We start from the raw sequence: 20548 nt of genomic DNA on the forward strand, positions 1-20548 counted from the left end.
CTGTGCTCAAGCCGGAGGATCAGCAGACTTTCGCCAGTCTGATCGCCCAGCTCCAGATCGACGACCCCGCGTTCGGCAAGCGCACCGAGCGGCTCAACCGGCCACCGGCCAGGTGGGCGATCCTGGCGGTGGCACTGTGGGCGGTCGCCCCGATCTGCATCATCTTCGGCGGCTGGACCGGAGTGATCGAAGCCGTGCTGGCCGTCTGCTACGGCACCCACCTGCTGCGCAAACGGCAGCGATGGGCGGCGGCGGCGTCCTCCACCCCGGATCAGCCGTCCGCCGCCCTCTAACGCCAGCGGTCGCCGGTGAGGCGCTCGTAGACCTCGACGTAGCGGTTGCGGGTGGCCTCGACGACCTCATCCGGGATCTCCGGCCCCGGCGCCGTCCGGTCCCAGTCGGTGAGCTGACCGGACCAGTCCCGCAGGAACTGCTTGTCCAGGTAACGCGGCACACTGCCCGGCTTCCACTCGTCGGCCCCCCAGAACCGTGACGAGTCCGGCGTGAGCACCTCGTCGCCGAGCTTCAGCACCCCGTTCGCGTACCCCAACTCGATCTTGGTGTCGGCGATGATGATCCCCTTGGCCGCCGCGATCTCCGACCCACGTCGATAGACCTCCAACGTGACCCGGCGCAGCTCCTCAGCGAGATCCTTCCCCACCCGCTCCACCGTCTGCTCGAAATCGAGCGGCTGGTCGTGCCCACCCCCGACCGGCTCCTTGGTGCTCGGCGTGAAGATCGGCTCCGGCAGCTTCGACGCCTCGACCAGGCCCTCCGGCAGGAGATTGCCGGAGATCGTCCGGTCCCGCTCGTAGTCCTTGAGCCCCGAGCCCGCCAGGTACCCCCGGGCGATGCACTCGACCATGACCATCTCGAGGCGCTCACAGCGGATCGCCCGCCCGGCGAACTCGGCCGGCACATCGGAAGCCGAGATCACATGGTTCGGGACGACCTCACTGAGCTGCTCGAACCACCAGAGCGACAGCTGCGTGAGAATCTTCCCCTTGTCCGGAATCGGCGTCGGCAGGATGACGTCATAGATCGAGATCCGGTCCGAGGTGACCAGCACGAGGTCATCCCCATCCGCATAGACGTCCCGAACCTTGCCGGAGTGCAGAAGCTCCACGTGTTCCCCTCGAAGCTGGCGGGTGAGGTGCGCTCTCAACGCTATCGAATCGCCTGGTCCGGCCGCCTAGGAGGATCGCAGCCAGATCATGCCGGATCGCCATGCACGAGGCTGACTCTGGCTTGGCCGTACGCGTCTTCACCCATCACGCCGTCCCAACCTATCGACGATGTCAGCGGCCATACCTCTTCAACGACTGCCTGCAGTTCGGCTGCATCAACACCCGGCAGATCATCGGGGCCAAGGGTCTCCAGTTCGGTGAGGACGAATCCCACATAGTCCTGATCGCTCGTTTCAAAACATGCAGCCATCGCCCGGGGCACACGCAGGCGGATGAGGCGCAACGCATCACGAAGCGCTTCTCGGTCGCCCTGCCGCTCACTCATCAATGCCTCTCCTATCCGCAGGCACCATATGGCTTTACATGCCGCTAGTACAGCGCTCGGTAGCGTCCCGCCGAAACGCGGGGAGCAAGTTCGATGGGTGTTCGTGATCGCACGCCATGGCTGAACGACGAGTACTGGATCGTGGGCGACCTGTGGCAACGCCGAGGTCGATCTGTCCGAGCCAACGATGCGGAAGTCGTCGAAATCGCGCATCTGCTCGGGCGAAGTCCCGACTCCATCACATGGCGGGTGGGGAATTTCGCTAGTACGGATGAGCCTGGTCGAGGACCGAAGCCGATCACGGGTGAGCCCCTGGAGGGATGGAAGAAGCTGCGCGGAAATCGCGCGGCTCTGGCTCGCGCGGTGGCTCAAGCACGAGCCCGCATGGCCCTTCTAACCACAGATGCGGTGTCCCGCCCCGATGGTACGGGCGTTCGCATCATCGCACCCGAGATCCCTAGCGGGGAACCGATCACGGTCGTCACCCAAGCGGCGGCACGTCAGGCCGATCAGGCGGAGGCAGTCCTCCGCGAGCGGTTCCGCGCGTGGCGGGACCCGAAAGGGCAACGGCTTCGCGGGATCTCGATCAGTACGCCGAACTCGACGCTACGAGTTGACCTGTACGACCCCGTAGCCAGCCTTCTGATCGAGGTGAAGGCGACGGCAGAGCGAGATCATCTTCGATTCGCTGTTGGTCAACTCTATGACTATCGACGCTATCTGGACTTCGCGGTAGATCTTGCGGTTCTTGTCCCTACTGAGCCCAGCGCCGATCTGATGGGCCTTCTCGACGCCGCAAATGTCGGTGCCATTTGGCAAGCCGGGCGATCGTTCGCCGACTCTGAAGGAGGCCGCTATGCCTACCGCAGCTGACTATCTTGCGATCACTCCGTCGGCTGCGCGCGAGCAATGGCGTTCGATCACCGAGCGCTCCGATACTGAAGGTCGTCGTCGCCAGGTCGACTTCGTACCGGCAGAAACGCTGGTATGCCTCGCCGCGAGTCTGGTAGTCGATCATCGACGTTACGGGGGCAACACATCGCACAAGGCTGAAGAGCCGGTGCCAACTCTGGCCAAGCTCTTCAAACGCCCCAACAGCAGCGTGCTGGCGAAAATGGCGAATCTGGATGGAAGCCGGTCGAACGGCGCCCGCTACGAGACGGAGGTCGCCGCTCGCCTTCTGAACGACGAGGACGAGCTGGCCAACATCTATCGTCTCGTCATTCAGGCAGCGAGGGATGTCGGTATCACGGCAACGGCTCTGCCTGACTTCCTGTACTTGGAAGACGACGATGGCCCGGTGGCTTTCCTCGGCCAGGACGAACTCAGTACCGGCGACATCGCAGGCGCGGTACGCCAACGGCTCGCCGAAACTGTCGATCAACTGACCGAGCGGATGCTGACTGCGACTATTCGAGTGGGCCAGCACCGCTTCGCGCGGGGAGTCCTGCGCAACCACGGGCATCAGTGCGTCTTCTGCGGCCTGGCCGTAGCCTTCGACGGCCGCCGAACTCCGCGGTTGCTCCTTGCGTCGCACATCAAGCCATGGCGCGATTGTGACTCACGAGAGCGTCTGGATGTCACCAACGGTTTGACCGCATGTCCGACCCATGACGTGGCTTTCGATACTGGGCTGGTCATGGTCACTCCGGACCTGCGCATCCACGTGCGCCCCGATCTGGAACGTGCGATATCGACCAATCCCGGCGTGGGCGCCGCGTTCGGCCGTCCACCCCTTGCGGAACACCTTCTGTTGCCTGCCGACGCCCTCCCGCCCCACCCGAAGTACCTCGAGTGGCACCGAACACGGATCTACCGCGGCGATCCACATGGCCGCTGACCGCTGAAGACGACGACGCCGCCCAGCCGGATTCGGCTGGGCGGCGTTTGAGTCAGGCTGGCTGTTCGGCGGGGCGGTTGAGGAGGAAGGACAGGTTGAGGGAGCGATTCTTCAGGCGGGCCAGGGCGATTCCGCCGATCACCGCGGCGATGGTGGTGACGGTGCCGGCGGTCAGCAGGGCGCCGCGGGCGCCGAGGGAGTCGCAGAGGTAGCCGATGGCCGGGGCGCCGACGATTCCGGACAGGGAGGAGACGATGCCGACGGTGGCGAGGACGCGGCCGCGCATGTCCTCGCGGGTGTCGAGTTGGATTCGGGTGGAGACGACGGTGTCGAAGATGACGGCGCCGGCGGCGATCGGGAGGATCAGGGCGGCGAAGCCGAGGATGTTCGGCATCAGGGCGGAGCAGAACTGCAGGGCGCTGATCACGAAACCGGTGCCGAGCAGGACTCGCAGGGTGGATTTGCCGGTGCCGGCGAGCAGGAGACCGCCGGCGACGGCGCCGACGGCGAACACCGTCGACAGCAGGCCGTAGGAGCCGGACGAGCCGCCGAGCGGGCCGGAGACCATGGCGGCCATCGAGACCTGGTAGTTGCGGCCGAGGGAACCGAGCACGAAGGACAGTCCGAGGACGACCAGGATGATCGGCTGGCGCAGCAGGTAACGGAAGCCGGCCAGGACGCCGCCTTCAGCGGGGGCGGCGGTGGCGAGGGTGCGCATGTCGCCAAGGCGCATGGCCAGCAAGGCGAAGATCACGGCGAGGTACGAGACCGCGTTGATCAGGAAGAGCGCGGCGGGGCCGGTGACGCCGATCAGCACACCGCCGAGGGCCATGCCGCCGATCCGTCCGGCGGAGCTGAGCACCGAGCCGAGTGCCAGCGCCGAGGCGAGCACGTCGCGCGGCACCAGCGCGGATCCGAAGCGGCCGAGGACCGGGCCTTCGAAGGAACCGATCACGCCGGAGGCCAGCGCGACGCCGTAGATCAGCCAGTTGCCGCCTGCGGCGAGGGTGGTGGAGGCCACCAGGGCCAGCGCCAGCAGGGCCCGGAGTCCTTGGAAGGCGATCAGCATCGGGCGGGCCGGGAGCCGGTCGGCGAGGGCGCCGCCCCAGCTGCCGAGCAGCAGCACCGGCAGGGACTGCAGCATGACGACGGCGCCCATGGCGGTGGCCGAGCCGGTGGCGGACAGGATCAGCCAGTTCAGCGCCAGCACCTGCATCCACGTGCCACCGACTGAGATGAGGTCGGCGGCCGCCCACAGGCGGTAGTTGCGCTCTCGGAGCGGCGCGAACATCGGAGCCAAGGCGGCGGCACCTCCATGAGGAAAGTGGCGCCGTAGCTCGGCGCCACCTGCCTCTTCGGACCGCCTCCCGGTTCCGCTTCGCCGCTTTCGTCATGCGCACCTCAACCGCAACCAGTCGATGCGTCATGTACCTGACCTGCAACTATGCCGACCTCGGGCATACCCGATCGGCAACCGCGAACGCGACCGAGCCGCAGGCGGAAGCCTCGCGCCGCAAGCGGACTCGCGGCGCAGGTGCAGACCGTCCGGGCCGTAGGCGGAGAGTTACACGGATGGCCCGTAGGTGGTGAGCACGCCGTCGGTGACCTGGTGGATGCGGCCGCCGGCGACGAGCAGGTCACCCGTGAAGGCCGGCCCCGCGACCGTGCCGTCCGTCGCGTTCAGCACCGGCCCACCCGGGTAGAGCAGCCCGCCGGCCAGCACCGGCTGCCGCCCGTCGGCTTTCTGCGCGACGGCCCAGACCCGTTTCCCGGTCCGCGCGTCGAGTGCTTCGATGTTCTTCCCGTTCACCCGGTAGACCCGGCGACCGTCGACGGCGATCAGCTCGTTCCCGGTTCCGGTCGCGGTCCAGCCGGAGGCGCCGTCCGTGACTCCCACCGCCGACAGGACGCCCGACTTGTCCGTCACGTAGAAGCGGGACGCGTCAGCCGCCCGCGCCGTCCATCCCGCTCGGCGTTCCCACCGTTGTCTCCCGTCGGTGATCGACAGGGCGAGGCTGGTTCCGGTGATGATCCCGCTCCCGTCGGTCGCCCGCGCCAGGATCGTTCCGTCCGCGGAGACTTCCGAGGTCAGCGCTTTGGCCCGGCTCCACAGCGCACGCCCGTCGCGGACCGCGTAGGCCGTGATGCCGTCTTCGTCCGACGGTGATCCGCCGGACACCACGATCACGTTCTTGTCCACGACGACGGAGTGCACCGGCCGGTCCAGCCTCTGTTTCCACCGGGGCAGGCCGGTTCGGGCGTCGAGGGCCAGCAGTGAGCCGTCCGGGTCGCTCTGTGAGTTGCAGTCGCCGCCGGCCACGATGACCAGGCCGTCGGCCACGGCCAGGCGGGGCGTCTCGGTGTCCGTCGGGTCGTCCCACCCGTACCGCCAGAGGGTTTTGCCGTTGTCCGCCGCTTGGGCGGAGACGCCGAGCTGATCGCTGACGTGGACCCGGCCGCCGGCGAGGACCGGTGCGGAGAAGCCGGTGCAGCTCTCGTTGGTGCGCAGGGTGGCCTGCCACTTCTGTGTGAGCCGCCGGACGCTACCGCCGTTGATCACGGTTTCTCGCGGGTTGTAGTGGCTGTCCTCGGCGTCGTAGCCGGGGTGGTCCCAGAGCGGCGCGACCGCCGCGACGGCCGGCGTGGGTGCCGCGGCGCAGGTCAGGGCGAGGGTCAGGAGCATTGCGGGGGTACGGCGTGAAGTGGGCATCGTGCGCCTCCTCGGAGAGTCAAGACGCACGTAACTTATGCGGATCAAACGCCCCAAAATGACAGAACGGCCCACCGAGTCATCCCGGTAGGCCGTTCTGGGTCCGTGCGGTGGGTCAGCCCGCGAGCAGCTTGAGCATCTGCTGGACCTGGTCGGTGCGGGACTGCTTGACCCGCTCCGCGAAGGACTTCGCCAGATCGTTGCTTCCCTTGTCCAGCTCCAGCTGGGCGAACTCGACCGCGTTGTGCTGGTGCGCCAGGAAGAGGTTGAGGAAGGCCGTCTCGAACTGCGCCTTCGGGACCGTCGTCAGCGACGCGATCTCCTTCTCACCGGTGCTGGGCATGCCGCCGTGGTCGGCGTGCAGGCTGACCCGCTCGTCGAGGGTGGCGGGCTTACCCCATTCGGCGAGCCAGCCCTTCATCAGCTTGATCTCGTCGGCCTGGGTGACCTGCACGGCTTTGGCCAGCTCGGCGACCTGGGGCCGGGTGGCCCGCTTGGTCGCGGTCTGCGCCATCTGCTGTCCCTGTTCGAGGTTGTCGATCAGCATCTGAAGGAACATCACGTCCGTGTCGTTGAAGGTCGATCCGGCGGTGATGTCGGCGACGTTCTTGACGTTCGTGGTGGACACGGCCGTGGCGGCCGGGGCGGCGTCCTTGGAGACGTCGGTTCCGCACGCCCCGATCAGGAAGAACGGGACGGCCGCGACGACGAGGGCGGCTACGTGACGGCGCTTCACAGCGGCAGCCAGAGGGCGAGCGTCCAGATGCCGGGTTCCCAGCTGCGGATCGAGGTGTGTGCCTGCCGGGTCTGGTAGGAGACGCCCTGGTAGGTCACCACGTCACCGACCTTGTACGCCACTCCCGGCGCCCACTCGCTTCCGGTGGCGGGGGCCGTGGTCGCCGGCGGCTTCGTGGCCGTCGCGGTCGCGGTCGGCGCCGTCGTCGGGGCGGTCGTCGGCGCGGTGGTGGGCGACGTGGTCGGAGCGGTCGTCGGCGCCGTCGTCGGGGCGGCCGTGGTCGGGGCCGTCGTCGGCGTGGTCGAGCCGGAACCACCGATGTTGACGTCCACGCAGCTGTAGAAGGCGTTGACGGTGTCCCCGATGTTCCAGACCGCCAGGACCGTCTTCTTGCCCGAGAACTTGCTCAGGTCGACGGTGTGCGAGACGGAGGCCGCGGGAATGGCGTTGTTGTCGTTGAACGTGGCGACCGCGGTACCGTCCACGTAGTACACCCAAGTCGCGGTCCGGTGCCGGGCCGTCAGGACCCAGTTGAAGGTCGCCGACTTGCCGACGGAGGTGGCCGGCCAGTTCTTGGAGTTGTCGTTCAATTCCGGGAAGGCGGCGTTTCCACCATTGCATTGCTTCGACCCCTTCGGGGCCTCCACGCTCTGCGGCTCGAACTGGATGGCGCCACAGTTCGCGACGGAGCCCGCGGCGCAGAGCGCCTGGCGGCTCGGCGGCGAGGAGACGTAGCCGTGTGCCAGGGCGGGCGACGCGACGACCAAAGACGATGCGACCATCCCGAGGGTAGCCAGCGGGTAGGCGATCTTCCTGCGCATGTCAGCTCTCCAGTGTTTCGACCTGGCTGTTACAGGGCGGAACATTAGGGAGGGCTTCCATAACGAAGCCTTAAAGAGACCGGAAGACGCCCATAAAAGTTGTTTCCGCTGGTCAGGGTGCCGCGTGCATGAGGAAACCGATGCGAGCGCCGCCCAGCGGGCTACGGTCGATGACGAGTTGACCGCGGACAGTCTCGGCGGCCCGGCGCACGATGTCCAGACCCAGTCCGGTCGAGCCGGCGCCGCTGACGCCACGCTTGACCGCCGTCTCCGGATCCGGGATGCCGGGGCCGGCGTCGTCGACGAGCAGGCCGCTGGCCGAGACGCTGACCCGGAACGCGGTCCCGTCCGGGGTGTGCGAGAAGACGTTGCCGAGCAGGGCGTCCACCACCAGGATCACCTCGCTGGCCGGCATCGGGATGAACACCGGCTCGTTGCCGCCGACCACCTCCCAGGGCCGTTCCTGGTCCTCGGCGAGCACCGACCAGAACGCCAGCCGGTCGGCCAGCACCTCGACCATGTCGCACTGCTGGGAGCCGCGTTTCTCGATGCTGCCCAGCCGGGCCCCGGTGATGATCGCTTCCAGCTCCTCGTCGAGCAGATCGCAGGCCTGCCGCATCCGTTCGGCGATCGGGCCGGGCGGCATCGCCTCCACGTCGAGACGCAGGCCGGTCAACGGCGTACGCAATCGGTGTGAGAGGTCCGCGGCCAGCTCCCGCTCGCGGTCCAGCAGCCGGCGCAGGTCGTCGGCCATGGTGTTGAAGGCGCTCGCCGCGTCGCGCAGTTCGCGCGGGCCGACCGGGGTGAGGCGCTCGTTGAGGTCGCCGCCGCCGAGCCGGCGGCTGGCCGCGGCGAGCTGGCGGGTGGCCCGGACCAGTTGGCTGCCGAGCCGGTCGGCGAACAGGGTCGAGCCGCCGACCAGCAGGATCGCGAGCCCGCCGAGGGCGAGCCAGGCGGTGCCGACACCGCGGCGGGTGTCCTCCCGCGGCACGAACACCTCGACCACGACGGTACGGCCGTCGGTGAGCACGGTCGGTTGCAGGTAGGCGACGCCGCCCTCGGCCTCGGCGGTCGCGGCCTGCCGGTCCTGCGCGGCCCGCCGCACCGTGGCCTCGGCCAGGTGAGTGGTGCCGATCGCGTCCTCGGCGGGCAGGTGGATGGCGAGCCGGCCGGCGCTGCCCGCGGCGGTGCTGGCCACCGCGTTGGTGAGGGTGACCGGGTCGCTGTTGACGCCGAGCACGGTGACCATCGAGGTGGCCTGCTGGCGGGCTTCGGCGATGGCCCGGTCGTAGGCGATCTGCCGGGTCGCCACCGCCAGCGGCACCAGGAAGGCCAGCGCCACCATGGCGGTGATGGCCAGCGCCAGGCGGTTGAGCGCCCATCTCATCGTGGATCGACCATCATGACGCCTACTCCGCGGACGGTGTGCAGGTAGTGCGGTTTCGCGGCGGTCTCGCCGAGTTTGCGGCGCAGCCACGAGATGTGGACGTCGATGGTCTGCTCCTCGCCGATCCGGGCCTGGTGCCACACCTGGTTCATCAGCTCGCGCCGGCTGATCACCTGACCGACCCGCTCGGCGAGGTACGCCAGGACGTCGAATTCGCGCCGGGTCAGTTGCAGCGGCTCACCGCGCAGCTCGACCCGGCGCTGCCTCGGCTTGATCACCAGGTCGCCGACGGTGATGGTGTTGGGCTGCTGTTCCTGGGTGGTCCGGGCCCGGCGCAGCACCGCCGAGATGCGGGCCAGGATGTGGCCACCGGAGAACGGCTTGGTCACGTAGTCGTCGGCGCCGGCGCTCAGCAGCGCGATGATGTCCGCCTCGGACCGCCGGGCGGTGGCGACGATCACCGGCACGTCGGACACGGTCCGCATCATCCGCAGCGCGTCGGTGCCGTCGATGTCGGGCAGCCCGAGGTCGAGGATCACGAGGTCGGGCCGTTCCTGGGTGACGATCTTCAAAGCCTGGGCGGCCTGGCCGACGGGCCGGACCACATGCCCGGCATCGGTCAGCGCCCGCGTCAACGCGGCCGTGATGATGCGGTCGTCCTCGACCAACAGGATCATCGCCATGGCGACAACCATAGGACCTGGTGAGAGGATGGCTTCGTGCGATCTTCCAGGTGGGTGCCGGTGGCCGGCTGGTGTCTGGCCACCGCGACGAGCATCGTGCTCTCCTCGGTGGCGCTGTCGCCGGTGCTCAGCGCGGCCCGCGCCGAGTCGGGGGAACTGCCCGACATCGATTCGCTGCCGGCTCCCGCCGCGCTGGCCGAGACGAGCGAGACCCCGGCTCCGGCGGCCACCGCCCCGGTCCGGCCGACCCGTCCCACCGCCTCGTCCACGCCGTCGCGCACTCGGCCGCCCGCGGCGTCGAAACCGGCGACCACGACCACGATCACCGGCCCGGCGCCCACGCCGACGAGGACCGTGACGACGAAGCCCGCGACCACCACCGAGGACGGCTGGACGGTGACCAGCAGTGACGGCGTGAAGACCTATGTGAAGTCGTTCACCACGGACGGCGGCAGCGCGGTGATCCGGATGACCAGCGCGGGCCTGGTCTCCCTGGTCACGGCCACTCCGGCGGACGGTTACCGGGTGGCGAAGACCGGCTCCGACACGAACCTCGCGGTCTACTTCAACTCCACCGGCCGCAACTTCATCATCCACGCTCAGTGGTGGAACAGCGCTCCCCTGGTCGAGGTCAGCGAGGTCGGCGGCTGAGGATCCGGCTGGTCGTGGTCGTTGTCTCGCGGGCCGTGAGACAGCACCCACCACCAGCCGGGTGAAGCGAGCGCAAGGGTTTTCCCCGATTCGGCGGGGGCCCGCGATGCCTAACGTCTCCCTCAAGTCATCCGGGTAACCGCCGGACGCCGCTCGTCACCCCCGGGCGGAGAAGGGACACCGCACCGACCGGCGCCACCGCGGCGGCGTCGGCGAGGCGTTCCCACGACGCCGGATGATCTCCACGGACAGCCCGCAGTGCAAACCTGCCGACCGGCCCCACGAAGGATCGGTCATCAGGGGTCGTTTCGGGACGCGCAGCCGATGTGCCGTCTCGAAACGATCACTAGCGGATCACGGTCGGCTGCCGAGGCTGCCCTTCAAGATCGGAGGCACCTATGGTTCCTCCTACATGTACGGACAGGAGGCCCCCCGGTGACCTACAGCTTATTCGGCGTGACCCACGGGCGGGCCACCGGTGTGATGGCCGATGTCTGGGGCCGCTCCGCCGTCCGTGACGTGATCCTGACCCTGGGCGCGGCCGGCGCGGTCGGTCTCGCCGCACAGATCGCCGTCCCGGTTCCCGGTTCCCCGGTCCCGATCACCGGCCAGACCTTCGCGGTCCTGCTCGCCGGTGTCACCCTGGGCGCGACCCGCGGCGCCGCCGGCATGCTGATCTACATGGTGGCCGGTGTGCTCGGTGTCCCGTGGTTCGCCGCCGGTGCCTCCGGCTGGCCGACCGCGACCGCCGGGTACCTGATCGGGTTCGTGGTCGCGGCCGCCCTGATCGGCCAGCTCGCGGCCCTCGGCGCCGACCGCAGCCCGGCCCGCACGATCGGGTTGATGGCCGCCGGGAACGTGCTGATCTACCTGTTCGGTGTGCCGTGGCTGGCGTTCTCCACCGGGATGGACATGACCTCCGCGATCACCACCGGGCTGGCGCCGTACCTGGTCGGGGATGTGCTGAAGACCGCGCTGGCGGCTGCTCTCCTGCCGGGGGCCTGGGTGCTGATCGGCCGCCGTACCACCGAAGAGACCGAACGCTGACCCGGCCGGGACCGCAACCGCACGGCCGGCGGCGAAACCCACAGGCTGTGCACACAGCCTGTGGATAACTCGAACAGGTGTGCGAATTCGGTCAGCTGACCGCCCGCGGCAGGCCGACCAGCCGGGGCAGGCCGATCCGGGTCCGCACCCCGGGTGACGCGTGCACCAGCGGAGCGCCGTGCGGCGCCGGCAGCCCGGCCGCCGCCGTCAGGTCCTGCTGCAGGTCCAGGACATGCGCACGGTGCAGCACCCACGGCGGATGCCACACGTCGACGGTCATCAGCCGGCCGCCGACCACGGTGTAGAGCCGGTACTGGGTGGTCAGGTAGTGATCGATCCGGCCCAGTTCGGCGGCCGGGAACGGCGCACCGGTCCGGACCCGCAAGCGGTAACCGGCGCCGCGCGGCTCGTAGCGGCGGCTGCCCCGGTACTCGGTCACGTCGCCGTCGGTGCGCAGCGACATCCGGGCCCATCGGTACGGCAGGTTCAGGGTGGCCCGGGCGGTCACCACAGCCGGGAGCCGGGCGGCGTCCAGCGAGAAGAAGAAGATGCCGGCGCCGCCGTCCGGACCGCGGACATAGGTGCGCAGATTGGTCTCCGGGAACGCCGACAGCCAGGGCACCGGCGGCAGCCAGGGTGGGCGCACCCCCTCCATCAGGAACGGGAGCATGCCCACCCACACCTGGCCGTCCTCGGCGTCGGGGGTGAGACCCTCGGGGAGCAGCGGAGCGACCGCCTCGGCGGGATATCGCCAGTGCAGGAACGTCATCCGCCGCCAGGACTGGATCATCATGGCGGTGCGGATCTCCGCCATCGGGGCCGCGAGCACGCCTCCAGTCTAGATGTCCAGACTGCTTTCGATCCGCTTCAGCTGGTGGCGGGCCAGGGCGAGATTGGCGCGGTCCTTGTTCAGCGCCAGATAGAGGAACAGGCCCTGGCCGGACCGCCCGGTCAGCGGCCGGAGCAGGTGATATTGGGTTTCCAGGGTGACCAGCACGTCCTCGATGTGCTCGTGCAGGCTCAGCATCTCCATCGTGCGCAGTTTCGCCCGGATCACCTCGGTATTGGCGGCCGCCGCCACCTGCAGGTCGAAATCGCGGGTCCCGCCGGCGATACCCAGCGCCATGCCGCTGGATCGGTCGACGAGCGCGACGCCGATGGCGCCGTCGATCTGCATCGCGTCTTTCAGAGCCACGTCCATGTCCGGCATCTCGGGGTGTCCTCCCACGTCGCTTCGGGTCTGAATCCGAGCGTGAACGACACCTGCCGGAACCGGTCGCACACATTGTCCGCCACGGTTTCCGGCCACCATGGGTTGATGTTTGGTGTAACGAGCCGATTGAAGATTTCCGCAACTCCGAAACTGCATCTCAACGCATTTCAAAAACCCATGACTTGATGGGTACGCCGTAACCGGGCTCGTGTCCACGCGGTTGGAGGGGTGGTAGAGCCGGGGTCTCGGCGGAGGGGACGCGACGTGTCAGTGCCGCTGTACCAGGCGAAGGCGGAGATGTTCCGGACCCTCGGTCATCCGGTCCGGATCCGGGTGCTGGAACTGCTCCAGAGCGGCCCGCGCCCGGTCCGCGACCTGCTCGCCGAGATCGACGTGGAGGCGTCGAACCTGTCCCAGCAGCTCGCCGTCCTGCGCCGGGCCGGAATCGTCACCTCGTTCCGCGACGGCGCCCTGGTCATGTACGCGTTGAGCACCCCGGACGTCGCCGACCTGCTGGCCGCCGGCCGCCGGATCCTGGGCGCGGTCCTCACCGACCGCGACGGCCTCCTGGTGGAACTCCGCGCCCAGGGAACCGGGCCCGGCGCGCGCAGCCGGTCGTCCTCGTAGACACCGGGCCGTTCGAGGATGCTCGCGGGTCAGGGCTGGACGAGCGATTCGCAGTCCTGGGTGGTGTCGAGGTCCCACCGGAAGCAGGTGTCGCCCTTCGGGACCGCGATGTGGTCGCCGCCGTTCAGGTGATCGGCGGCTTGGTCGTTGCCGCCGTCGAGGGTGTCGTCACCGTCGTCGCCGTAGAGGTGGTCCTCGCCGCCGTTGCCGGTCAGCGTGTCGTTGCCGGGGCCGCCGTTGAGGAAGTCGGTGCCCGCGGTGCCGGTGAGCCGGTCGTCTCCGCTGCCACCGGTCAGGGTCTCGACGTCGACGGCGATGGTGTCACCCTCGCCGTCACCGCCGTCGTCGCCCTTGACACCGTCCGCGTCCGCGGTGACCGGCGACGTCCAGTAGCGGTAGTAGTCGACCCGATCGTTGTCGGCGCCGCCGGAGTAGTAGTCCGCGCCCTGCCCCTGCTTCTCCCCCGGGTTCTCGGCGGCGCTGGCGTCGATGACGTCGAAGCCGTCGCCCCCGAAGACCTGGTCGTTGCCGTTGTCGCCGGCCAGTTTGTCGTCGCCGGCAGCGCCCGAGAGGAGGTCGTCGCCGTAGTCGCCCCAGACCAGGTCGTTCCCCACGTCGCCGTACAGGCGGTCGTTGCCGTCCCCGCCGCGCAGGTAGTCGGTGCCGGGGCCGCCGCCGATGGCGTCGTCGCCGCCCTGCCCGAACAACTCGTCCGGGCCGTCCCCGCCGTAGATGACGTCGACGCCGTGGCTGCCGAAGACGGTGTCCTTGCCGGCGTCGCCCCAGATCTGGTTGACGCCGGTCCAGACCGCGACGTAATCGTCGCCGTTGCCGCCGTAGACCCGGTTCGACCCGGTCCAGGCCTCGATCCGGTCGTTGCCGTCACCGCCGGAGATCAGATCGTCGCCGTCGTGACCCCAGATGCCGTCGTTGCCGGCGCCGCCGTAGAGGGCGTCCGCTCCGGCGTCACCACCGAGCAGGTCGGCGGCCGTTCCGCCGCCGATGCTGTCGTTGCCGGCGCCGCCACTGGCGTACATCGGCACGCCGGTCTTGTTGGTGATCGTGTCGTTGCCGTCGTAGGTGAGGACGATGACCTGGGTCGGGACCTTGGCCGGCGTGCACCGGACCACGGTGCTGTCCCCGGCGACCGCCCGGCAACCCGCGCCGGCCCGGATCGGGAACTGGTCGTCGATGACGACGGTGCTGCCGGAGCGGGTCACCACGATCCGGTTCTGCTTGCCGGCGGAGGCCGTGAACTGCACCTTCGTGGTCTGGGTCACGGACGCCACCCCGACCGGGGCGGCCTGTGCGGGCGCGGCCAGAGCGGTGGCGGAGACGGTGGCGAAGAGCGGCACCGCGACTCTGGGCAGCCATGCGGAACGGGACAACGTGGACCCTCCCCTGGGATCCGGCGGCCCCTGCGCCGCACGGTTCAGAGATCGTAGTTGGTCATCGATGTCTCACGCTGCCCCGGGCCGGGTGCTGTCGTCCGCTTCGGCTTGAGGACGGCTGCGAGGCTGGACAGCCAGCGCTTCCGCTCGTACACCGCGGGGGTCTGCTCCTCGGGCGCCGGCGCAGCCGGTGTGATCACGACCGGTCCCCGGACCTGCCGCAACCGGGCCGCGAACACCGCCATGCTGTCGATCGCCGGGACCGGCGTGAGCACCTCGTCGAGAAGCCCGGTCAGACCCGGCCAGAATGCGATGATCCGGTCGTCGTCCTCGCCCCGGCCCGGCCATGGCCCGCCGGTGAGCAGGCGGAACAGCACCGCCCCGAGATCGGTCACGTCCCCGCTGATCGTCGGCGCGGGCGTGCCGGCCGGGCGTGGCTCCATGAAGTCGCTGATCATCGGGATGCCGGTGGCGCTGACCAGCACCGACTCCAGCCGGATCCGGCCGTGCACCATCGGCGGGCGCATCGCATGCGCCCAGGCCAGCGCGTCGGCCAGGGTGATCACCAGGTGCAGGGCTTCGGCCGGGGTGTGCGGCACGTCGGCGAGCGGGCTGCCGTCGATCAGGTCGAGGGCGAGCCAGGGGCGCCCGGTCGCGGTGATCCCACCGGCGCGGACCGGCACGATCGACGCGTTGCTGCCCAGTCCGACCGAGGCGGCGATGAAGGTGGCGAAGGCGGCCTCGTCGGCCCGGCCCGCCGCGAACCGGTGGTAGAGCTTGAGCACGGCCCACCGGCCGGCCCGGTCGTCCCACGCCCGGTAGCGGTCGGCGTCCGGACCGGTCCCGATCCGTTCCAGGCGGCTGTAGCCGGCCGGGGTGTCGATGCCCGCCACTTGTCACCACCCCTCGACGAAACTTCGGACTACGGATCTCACCGCAGGCGCACCGGCAGTGGCAACGGCCTCTCAGTCACCAAGATCAACCGAAGATCCTTGCAGGTCCCGGACGGGAAGACCGCCGGAGTCTGCCGGTGGTCCCCGTCACCGAGGTGGCCGCGGTCACGCACAGGTGCAGTATCTCGCGACCGGACCGCTCGTGGTAGCGGTGCACCGTGTCGGAGATCTGATGTGGACCGTCGGCCAGAGGGCCGGCGCACGGGAGACCGTCGCGCCGCCGGCCTGTGACAGGTCCTCGGCGGCGACGTGCGGGGCGGGTTTCCTGGACTTGCGGCATGGCCGATGTCACGCGCGACGAACAACTCGCCGCGCGGCGATCTCGTGGGCTTAGCCCGCCTCGGCGCGGCTCTGCGCGCCGCCGACGGCGGCCGCTCTGCCTGGATGGGCGAGCTCGCCCGCGACTGATGCTCTCCACGAGCGGCCGACCGGCGCGCCACGTGGGCGCAGAACCCTGAACTACACGGACCGCTCCGGTCCCGCTGCCCCGCCCCGGGCCCCGGGCGTGATCCGCCCCCGAACGCGGGTGGGCCGGTCCGTGGGCATCGTCGACCACGGACCGGAGTCTGTTACCCGATCAGATGCTCTGGTACCCGGCGATGGTGTCGGCCAGGATCTCCCGGCCGGGCCGCTGCCAGAGCTCCTCGTTCATCACTTCCACCTCGATCGGGCCGGTGTACCCGGCCCTCTCCACCGCGACGTGGAAGGCGCGCATGTCGATGCAGCCGTCGCCGGGCAGGCCGCGGCCGGTGAGCACACCGGCCGGCAGCGGGGTGATCCAGTCGGCGAGCTGGTAGATGGCGATCCGCTCGCCGGCCTGCTCGATCTTCGGCAGCACGGTGTCGTCCCACCACAGGTGGTAGGTGTCGACGGTGACGCCGACCTGGCCGGCCGGGTGCTGCTCGGCGATCGCGATCGCCTGGTCCCAGGTGTTGATCACGCAGCGGTCGGCGGCGTACATCGGGTGCAGCGGCTCGATCGCCAGGGTGACCCCGGCGGCGGCCGCGTGCGGCACCAGTTGGGCGATCGCGTCGGCGACGTGCTCCCGTGCGCCGGCGATGTCCTTCGAGCCCTCCGGCAGGCCGCCGGAGACCAGGACCAGCACCGACGTGCCCAGCGCGGCGGCTTCGTCGATGGCCCGGCGGTTGTCGTCGAACCAGCCGTCGAGCTGGAAGAAGCCGCTGCGGCAGAGCGTGGTCACGGACAGGCCGGCGTCGCGGACCAGAGCGGCGGAACGCTCCAGGCCGTACTCCTGGACCGGCTCGCGCCACAGCGCGACCTTGTCGACGTCCGCCTCGACCAGGCCCTTGACCAGGTCGGTCAGCTCCCAGTGCTTGGCGGTGATCTGGTTGAAGGAGAAGCGGCTCATCCGACGTTCACCTCGAAGAAGCGGTTCGCCCGGTGGGCGGCCAGATCCGGATCGGCCAGCAGCCCGGCGGCGTCGGCCAGTTCGATCAGCTCGGCGAAGTGCCGCACCGACCGGCCCGATTGGAGGCCCCCGACCATCGTGAAGTGGTCCTGGTGGCCGTTGAGCCAGGCGAGGAAGACGATGCCGGTCTTGTAATAGAACGTCGGCTTCTTGAAGATGTGCCGGGACAGCGGGACCGTCGGAGCGAAGATCCGGTCGTATTCGTCCAGGTCACCGCGGTCCAGGGCGGCGAACGCGGCGGCGGCGGCCGGGGCGATCGCGGCGAAGATGCCGAGCAGCGCGTCCGAGTGACCCTGCTCGTCGCCCCGGATCAGCCGCGGATAGTTGAAGTCGTCGCCGGTGTAGAGGCGGACGCCCGCCGGGAGCCGGCGACGCAGGTTGATCTCGTGGTCCGCGTCCAGGAGCGAGATCTTGATGCCGTCGACCTTGGCCGGGTTGGCGTTGATCAGCTCCAGCACCGTCTCGGTGGCTTTGTCCACGTCGGACGAGCCCCAGTAGCCTTCGAGCGCGGGGTCGAACGCGGTGCCCAGCCAGTGCAGGACCACCGGCTTGTCCGAGGCGTCCAACAGGTCGCCGTAAATGCGGAGATAGTCGTCGGCGTGCTGAGCGGTGGCCGCCATGTGACGACTGCACATCAGCACCGGCGAGGCGCCCGCCGCCAGAACGTCGGCGAGCTGCTCCTGATAGGCCGCCTGGATCTCGGAGAGCGTCGCCGCCCCCGGTGCCAGCTGATCGGTCGCGACCCCCGCGACGATCTTGCCGCCGACCGAGAGCGCCTCCGCCGAGGAGCGCCGGACCAGCTCTTTCGTCGCCGCGTAGTCCAGGCCCATGCCGCGCTGTGCGGTGTCCATCGCCTCGGCGACCCCGAGACCGTGCGACCACAGGTGGTGCCGGAAGGCCAGGGTCTTCTCCCAGTCGAGGACCGCCGGTTCCCCGGGCGCGTTCTCGGCGCGCGGGTCGGCGACGACGTGGGCGGCGGCGTACGCGATCCGGCTGCTCGGCGCGTCGACCGGCTTGACCCAGCTCTTCGCGGAGAGTGTCAGCCTCCGCCCGTCGGGCAGGTCGACCGTGCTCACAGCGCGATCCGCTGACCGGTACGGGCCGACTCCAGACCGGCCTCGGCCAGGCGCACGCCCCGGGCGCCGGCGGCGAAGTCCCAGTGGAACGCCTCGCCCGCGACGACGTGCCGCAGGAACGCTTCCCACTGGATCTTGAAGCCGTTGTCGAACTCCTCGTTGTCCGGCACCTCGGTCCACTCGTCGCGGAACGACTTGCCGGTCAGCGGCAGGTCCGGGTTCCAGACCGGCTTCGGCGTGCCCGCCCGGTGCTGGAACTTGCAGCCGCGCAGGCCGGCGACGGCGCTGCCGTGCGTGCCGTCGACCTGGAACTCGACCAGCTCGTCCCGGTTGACCCGGACCGTCCAGGAGGAGTTGAGCTGGGCGATGATGTTGCCCTCCAGCTCGAAGATCGCGTAGGCGGCGTCGTCGGCGTCGGCCAGGTACGTCTCGCCGCGCTCGTCGACCCGCTCGGTGATGTGGGTCGCGGTGGTCGCCTGCACCGTGCGGACGTTGCCGAACAGCTCCTCGAGCACGTAGTTCCAGTGCGGGAACATGTCCATCACGATGCCGCCGCCGTCGGCGAGCCGGTAGTTCCAGCTGGGGCGCTGCGCTACCTGCCAGTCACCCTCGAAGACCCAGTAGCCGAACTCGCCGCGCACCGACAGGATCTGGCCGAAGAAGCCGCCGTCGATGAGGCGCTTGAGCTTGCGCAGACCGGGCAGGAACAGCTTGTCCTGGACGACGCCGTTCTTGATGTTCGCGGCGGTGGCCAGCTCGGCCAGCTCCAGCGACGCGGCGGAGCTCTCGGCGAGCGGCTTCTCGGTGTAGACGTGCTTGCCGGCCGCGATGGCCTGGCGGATCGCCTTCTCCCGCTGCTGGGTCACCTGGGCGTCGAAGTAGATCTCCACGTCCGGGCGGGCCAGGGCCGCGTCCAGGTCGGTGGTCCACTCGGTGAGGCCGTGCTGGGCCGCGATCGCGGCCAGCTTGTCCGGGTCACGGCCGACCAGGACGAGCTCGGGCCAGATGTGGCCGCCACCGGCCAGCGGCACGCCACCCTGCTCGCGGATGGCAAGCAGCGACCGAACCAGGTGCTGCCGATAACCCATCCGGCCGGTCACCCCGTTGATGGCGATACCGATCGATCTACGCGCTGCCATGTGGAACCCCTCCGGCGGTCATGAGGAAAGCGCTTTCCTGCTGCTGGCAGCGTAGGCGGCCAAACGCCTTCCGACAAGTGCCCGGTTCCGCCCACCGAGCCGGTCGGGCATCCCGGCATTTCCGCCGTTTCTCCCCGGGCCTCGATGAAACCGCTGGTGAACGGCTCCCCGGCGAACCACGGGAGAAGGTCGACATCCCGCCCGGACCGCTCAGGTACGGCCGCATCAGCGGCTAACCGATCTCCTTCCGCACCAGGGCCGCCGCGGCGGCCACGTCCGCGGCCGTCCACTCCAGAGCCGGCTCCGCCACCGTGACCTCGGTCATCGCGTAACCGGGCACGTCCGCGTCCACCCAGCCGCCGGCGAACCAGACCCGCTCCCGCTCGGCGACCCTCAGAACGGCCTCACCGAGCACCGCCGCCGGGTACGGCAACCAGAGACGGAACTGATGGGTGTGCGGTGGGTGCGGAAAGACCCGGGCGCCGGGGACGGAGGCGAGAGCGTCGGCGATCGTACGGGCGTGACCGACGTACTCCCGCAGCCGCGGCAACTCCCGGTCGAGCCCCGCCAGAGCCGACAGCGCCGCCGGGAACTGCTGGTAGATCGTCCCGCCGAACCGGTGCCGCCAGGGCCGGGCATAGTTCGCGAGGTCGGCCGTGCCGGCCAGAACCGCGCCGCTGATCCCGCCCAGCGACTTGTAGAACGAGACGTAGACGCTGTCCGCCAGCGCCACCACCTCGCGCAGCGCGCGGCCCAGATGCGGCGTCGACTCCCAGATCCGGGCGCCGTCGAAATGCACCCGCGCGCCGATCGCCCGGGCCGCGCCGCAGACCGCGACCAGCTCCTCCCACGACGGCAGCACGAAACCGGCGTCACGCAGCGGCAACTCGACGACCACGGTGCTCACCGGCTCACCCAGGGCGGCGATCTCGGCGGCGGTCGGATTGCGCGGCCGGTCCGTCGACGTGATCCCGCGCAGGCCGCTGAGCTCGGCGTACGCATGCCGTTCGTGCATCTCCTGATGGCCGAGCGGATGCAGAGCGGCGGCCGGGATGCCGGTGCGGTCGGCGCCGTACCGCAACGCCACCTGCTGGGCCATCGTCCCGGTCGGGAAGAGCACCGCGGCCTCCGTGCCGAGCAACCCGGCCACCCGCTCCTCCAGCGCCTCGACCGGCCCGCCACCGTAGAAGTCCGGCCAACCGTCCAGGTCGGCGGCGGTCTCCAGGTCCGCAAGCCGCTCCCGCATCGTCTTCGGGCGGACGCCGGAGAGGATCCGGTCACTGGACCGCATCGCGTTCAGGCGCCGCAGCTTGAGATCGTCGGACATCTGCGG

General features: G+C 69.6%; 22 protein-coding genes. 6 read left to right on the top strand and 16 right to left on the bottom strand.

Features of this window, described 5'->3' with window-relative positions:
• Positions 1-2: 2 nt before the first annotated feature.
• The gene (locus Aut01nite_RS12890; RefSeq protein WP_161790759.1) at positions 3-293 is read left to right on the top strand and encodes a DUF3040 domain-containing protein; all 291 of its coding nucleotides are present in this window, start codon (positions 3-5) and stop codon (positions 291-293) included.
• On the opposite strand, the gene Aut01nite_RS12895 is transcribed toward Aut01nite_RS12890, so the two are convergent.
• Positions 290-1126 carry a phosphoribosylaminoimidazolesuccinocarboxamide synthase gene (locus Aut01nite_RS12895; protein ID WP_043533008.1) on the bottom strand — a complete coding sequence of 279 codons (837 nt, stop codon included), beginning with the start codon at positions 1124-1126 and terminating at the stop codon, positions 290-292. The two genes, Aut01nite_RS12890 and Aut01nite_RS12895, sit on opposite strands and share 4 nt — an antisense overlap.
• An 86-nt stretch (positions 1127-1212) precedes the next feature.
• Positions 1213-1512: a hypothetical protein gene (locus Aut01nite_RS12900; protein WP_152629119.1), complete on the bottom strand. Its 300-nt coding sequence runs from the start codon at positions 1510-1512 to the stop codon at positions 1213-1215.
• A 93-nt stretch (positions 1513-1605) separates the two neighbouring features.
• Between Aut01nite_RS12900 and Aut01nite_RS12905 the strand changes: the two genes are divergently transcribed.
• Positions 1606-2385, top strand: a complete 780-nt coding sequence (locus Aut01nite_RS12905; protein WP_152629118.1) for a hypothetical protein — start codon at positions 1606-1608, stop codon at positions 2383-2385.
• Positions 2369-3352, top strand: coding sequence for an HNH endonuclease (locus tag Aut01nite_RS12910; protein ID WP_043533005.1), 984 nt, complete (start codon positions 2369-2371; stop codon positions 3350-3352). The genes Aut01nite_RS12905 and Aut01nite_RS12910 overlap by 17 nt, the downstream gene beginning before the upstream one ends.
• Before the next feature lie 52 nt (positions 3353-3404).
• Here Aut01nite_RS12910 and Aut01nite_RS12915 read toward each other — a convergent pair whose 3' ends face one another.
• The 6 genes from Aut01nite_RS12915 to Aut01nite_RS12940 form a co-directional block, all read right to left on the bottom strand.
• Complete coding sequence (locus tag Aut01nite_RS12915) at positions 3405-4643, bottom strand: MFS transporter (RefSeq protein ID WP_043533004.1); 1239 nt, start codon at positions 4641-4643, stop codon at positions 3405-3407.
• Positions 4644-4916: 273 nt separating this feature from the next.
• Positions 4917-6062 carry an outer membrane protein assembly factor BamB family protein gene (locus Aut01nite_RS12920; protein ID WP_152629117.1) on the bottom strand — a complete coding sequence of 382 codons (1146 nt, stop codon included), beginning with the start codon at positions 6060-6062 and terminating at the stop codon, positions 4917-4919.
• Between the two features lie 115 nt (positions 6063-6177).
• On the bottom strand, positions 6178-6798 hold the full coding sequence (locus Aut01nite_RS12925) for a DUF305 domain-containing protein (protein WP_043533002.1): 621 nt from the start codon (positions 6796-6798) through the stop codon (positions 6178-6180).
• Positions 6795-7619 (bottom strand): lytic polysaccharide monooxygenase, encoded by an 825-nt coding sequence (locus Aut01nite_RS12930; protein WP_043533001.1) that lies wholly within the window; start codon positions 7617-7619, stop codon positions 6795-6797. The genes Aut01nite_RS12925 and Aut01nite_RS12930 overlap by 4 nt, the downstream gene beginning before the upstream one ends.
• A 112-nt stretch (positions 7620-7731) precedes the next feature.
• Positions 7732-9006 carry a HAMP domain-containing protein gene (locus Aut01nite_RS12935; RefSeq protein ID WP_043533000.1) on the bottom strand — a complete coding sequence of 425 codons (1275 nt, stop codon included), beginning with the start codon at positions 9004-9006 and terminating at the stop codon, positions 7732-7734.
• Positions 9003-9689: a response regulator transcription factor gene (locus Aut01nite_RS12940; protein WP_043532999.1), complete on the bottom strand. Its 687-nt coding sequence runs from the start codon at positions 9687-9689 to the stop codon at positions 9003-9005. Before Aut01nite_RS12940 ends, Aut01nite_RS12935 begins: the two co-directional genes overlap by 4 nt.
• 36 nt (positions 9690-9725) lie before the next feature.
• Here Aut01nite_RS12940 and Aut01nite_RS12945 point away from each other — a divergent pair, with 36 nt between their 5' ends.
• Positions 9726-10340, top strand: coding sequence for a hypothetical protein (locus tag Aut01nite_RS12945; protein WP_043532998.1), 615 nt, complete (start codon positions 9726-9728; stop codon positions 10338-10340).
• Positions 10341-10823: 483 nt separating this feature from the next.
• The gene (locus Aut01nite_RS12950; RefSeq protein ID WP_052164626.1) at positions 10824-11387 is read left to right on the top strand and encodes a biotin transporter BioY; all 564 of its coding nucleotides are present in this window, start codon (positions 10824-10826) and stop codon (positions 11385-11387) included.
• A 91-nt stretch (positions 11388-11478) separates the two neighbouring features.
• Here the strand turns inward: Aut01nite_RS12950 and Aut01nite_RS12955 are convergent, their stop codons facing one another.
• Positions 11479-12216: a YqjF family protein gene (locus Aut01nite_RS12955; protein ID WP_052164580.1), complete on the bottom strand. Its 738-nt coding sequence runs from the start codon at positions 12214-12216 to the stop codon at positions 11479-11481.
• Between the two features lie 9 nt (positions 12217-12225).
• A complete protein-coding gene (locus tag Aut01nite_RS12960) occupies positions 12226-12597 on the bottom strand; it encodes a hypothetical protein (protein WP_043532996.1) in 372 nt (123 codons plus the stop codon).
• 267 nt (positions 12598-12864) lie between these two features.
• Here Aut01nite_RS12960 and Aut01nite_RS12965 point away from each other — a divergent pair, with 267 nt between their 5' ends.
• Positions 12865-13227 (top strand): ArsR/SmtB family transcription factor, encoded by a 363-nt coding sequence (locus Aut01nite_RS12965; protein WP_043532995.1) that lies wholly within the window; start codon positions 12865-12867, stop codon positions 13225-13227.
• A 29-nt stretch (positions 13228-13256) separates the two neighbouring features.
• On the opposite strand, the gene Aut01nite_RS12970 is transcribed toward Aut01nite_RS12965, so the two are convergent.
• The 6 genes from Aut01nite_RS12970 to Aut01nite_RS12995 form a co-directional block, all read right to left on the bottom strand.
• Positions 13257-14615, bottom strand: coding sequence for a calcium-binding protein (locus Aut01nite_RS12970; RefSeq protein ID WP_152629116.1), 1359 nt, complete (start codon positions 14613-14615; stop codon positions 13257-13259).
• A gap of 44 nt (positions 14616-14659) precedes the next feature.
• Positions 14660-15511: a phosphotransferase gene (locus tag Aut01nite_RS12975; protein WP_043532994.1), complete on the bottom strand. Its 852-nt coding sequence runs from the start codon at positions 15509-15511 to the stop codon at positions 14660-14662.
• Between the two features lie 637 nt (positions 15512-16148).
• The gene (locus Aut01nite_RS12980; RefSeq protein ID WP_043532993.1) at positions 16149-16940 is read right to left on the bottom strand and encodes a sugar phosphate isomerase/epimerase family protein; all 792 of its coding nucleotides are present in this window, start codon (positions 16938-16940) and stop codon (positions 16149-16151) included.
• On the bottom strand, positions 16937-18076 hold the full coding sequence (locus Aut01nite_RS12985; RefSeq protein ID WP_043532992.1) for a dihydrodipicolinate synthase family protein: 1140 nt from the start codon (positions 18074-18076) through the stop codon (positions 16937-16939). The genes Aut01nite_RS12980 and Aut01nite_RS12985 overlap by 4 nt, the downstream gene beginning before the upstream one ends.
• On the bottom strand, positions 18073-19215 hold the full coding sequence (locus tag Aut01nite_RS12990; RefSeq protein WP_043532991.1) for a Gfo/Idh/MocA family protein: 1143 nt from the start codon (positions 19213-19215) through the stop codon (positions 18073-18075). Before Aut01nite_RS12990 ends, Aut01nite_RS12985 begins: the two co-directional genes overlap by 4 nt.
• 232 nt (positions 19216-19447) lie before the next feature.
• Positions 19448-20542, bottom strand: coding sequence for a threonine aldolase family protein (locus Aut01nite_RS12995; protein ID WP_043532990.1), 1095 nt, complete (start codon positions 20540-20542; stop codon positions 19448-19450).
• Between the last annotated feature and the right edge of the window lie 6 nt (positions 20543-20548).

The organism is Actinoplanes utahensis (assembly GCF_016862455.1).
In the GTDB taxonomy this organism is placed as follows: Bacteria; Actinomycetota; Actinomycetes; order Mycobacteriales; family Micromonosporaceae; genus Actinoplanes; species Actinoplanes utahensis.

Coding starts and splice junctions, on each gene's coding strand:
- Aut01nite_RS12900 (WP_152629119.1), bottom strand. CDS start 1,512: ATGAGTGAGCGGCAGGGCGACCGAGAAGCGCTTCGTGATGCGTTGCGC.
- Aut01nite_RS12905 (WP_152629118.1), top strand. CDS start 1,606: ATGGGTGTTCGTGATCGCACGCCATGGCTGAACGACGAGTACTGGATC.
- Aut01nite_RS12910 (WP_043533005.1), top strand. CDS start 2,369: ATGCCTACCGCAGCTGACTATCTTGCGATCACTCCGTCGGCTGCGCGC.
- Aut01nite_RS12915 (WP_043533004.1), bottom strand. CDS start 4,643: ATGTTCGCGCCGCTCCGAGAGCGCAACTACCGCCTGTGGGCGGCCGCC.
- Aut01nite_RS12920 (WP_152629117.1), bottom strand. CDS start 6,062: ATGCCCACTTCACGCCGTACCCCCGCAATGCTCCTGACCCTCGCCCTG.
- Aut01nite_RS12930 (WP_043533001.1), bottom strand. CDS start 7,619: ATGCGCAGGAAGATCGCCTACCCGCTGGCTACCCTCGGGATGGTCGCA.
- Aut01nite_RS12935 (WP_043533000.1), bottom strand. CDS start 9,006: ATGAGATGGGCGCTCAACCGCCTGGCGCTGGCCATCACCGCCATGGTG.
- Aut01nite_RS12940 (WP_043532999.1), bottom strand. CDS start 9,689: ATGGCGATGATCCTGTTGGTCGAGGACGACCGCATCATCACGGCCGCG.
- Aut01nite_RS12950 (WP_052164626.1), top strand. CDS start 10,824: ATGGCCGATGTCTGGGGCCGCTCCGCCGTCCGTGACGTGATCCTGACC.
- Aut01nite_RS12960 (WP_043532996.1), bottom strand. CDS start 12,597: ATGCCGGACATGGACGTGGCTCTGAAAGACGCGATGCAGATCGACGGC.
- Aut01nite_RS12980 (WP_043532993.1), bottom strand. CDS start 16,940: ATGAGCCGCTTCTCCTTCAACCAGATCACCGCCAAGCACTGGGAGCTG.
- Aut01nite_RS12990 (WP_043532991.1), bottom strand. CDS start 19,215: ATGGCAGCGCGTAGATCGATCGGTATCGCCATCAACGGGGTGACCGGC.
- Aut01nite_RS12995 (WP_043532990.1), bottom strand. CDS start 20,542: ATGTCCGACGATCTCAAGCTGCGGCGCCTGAACGCGATGCGGTCCAGT.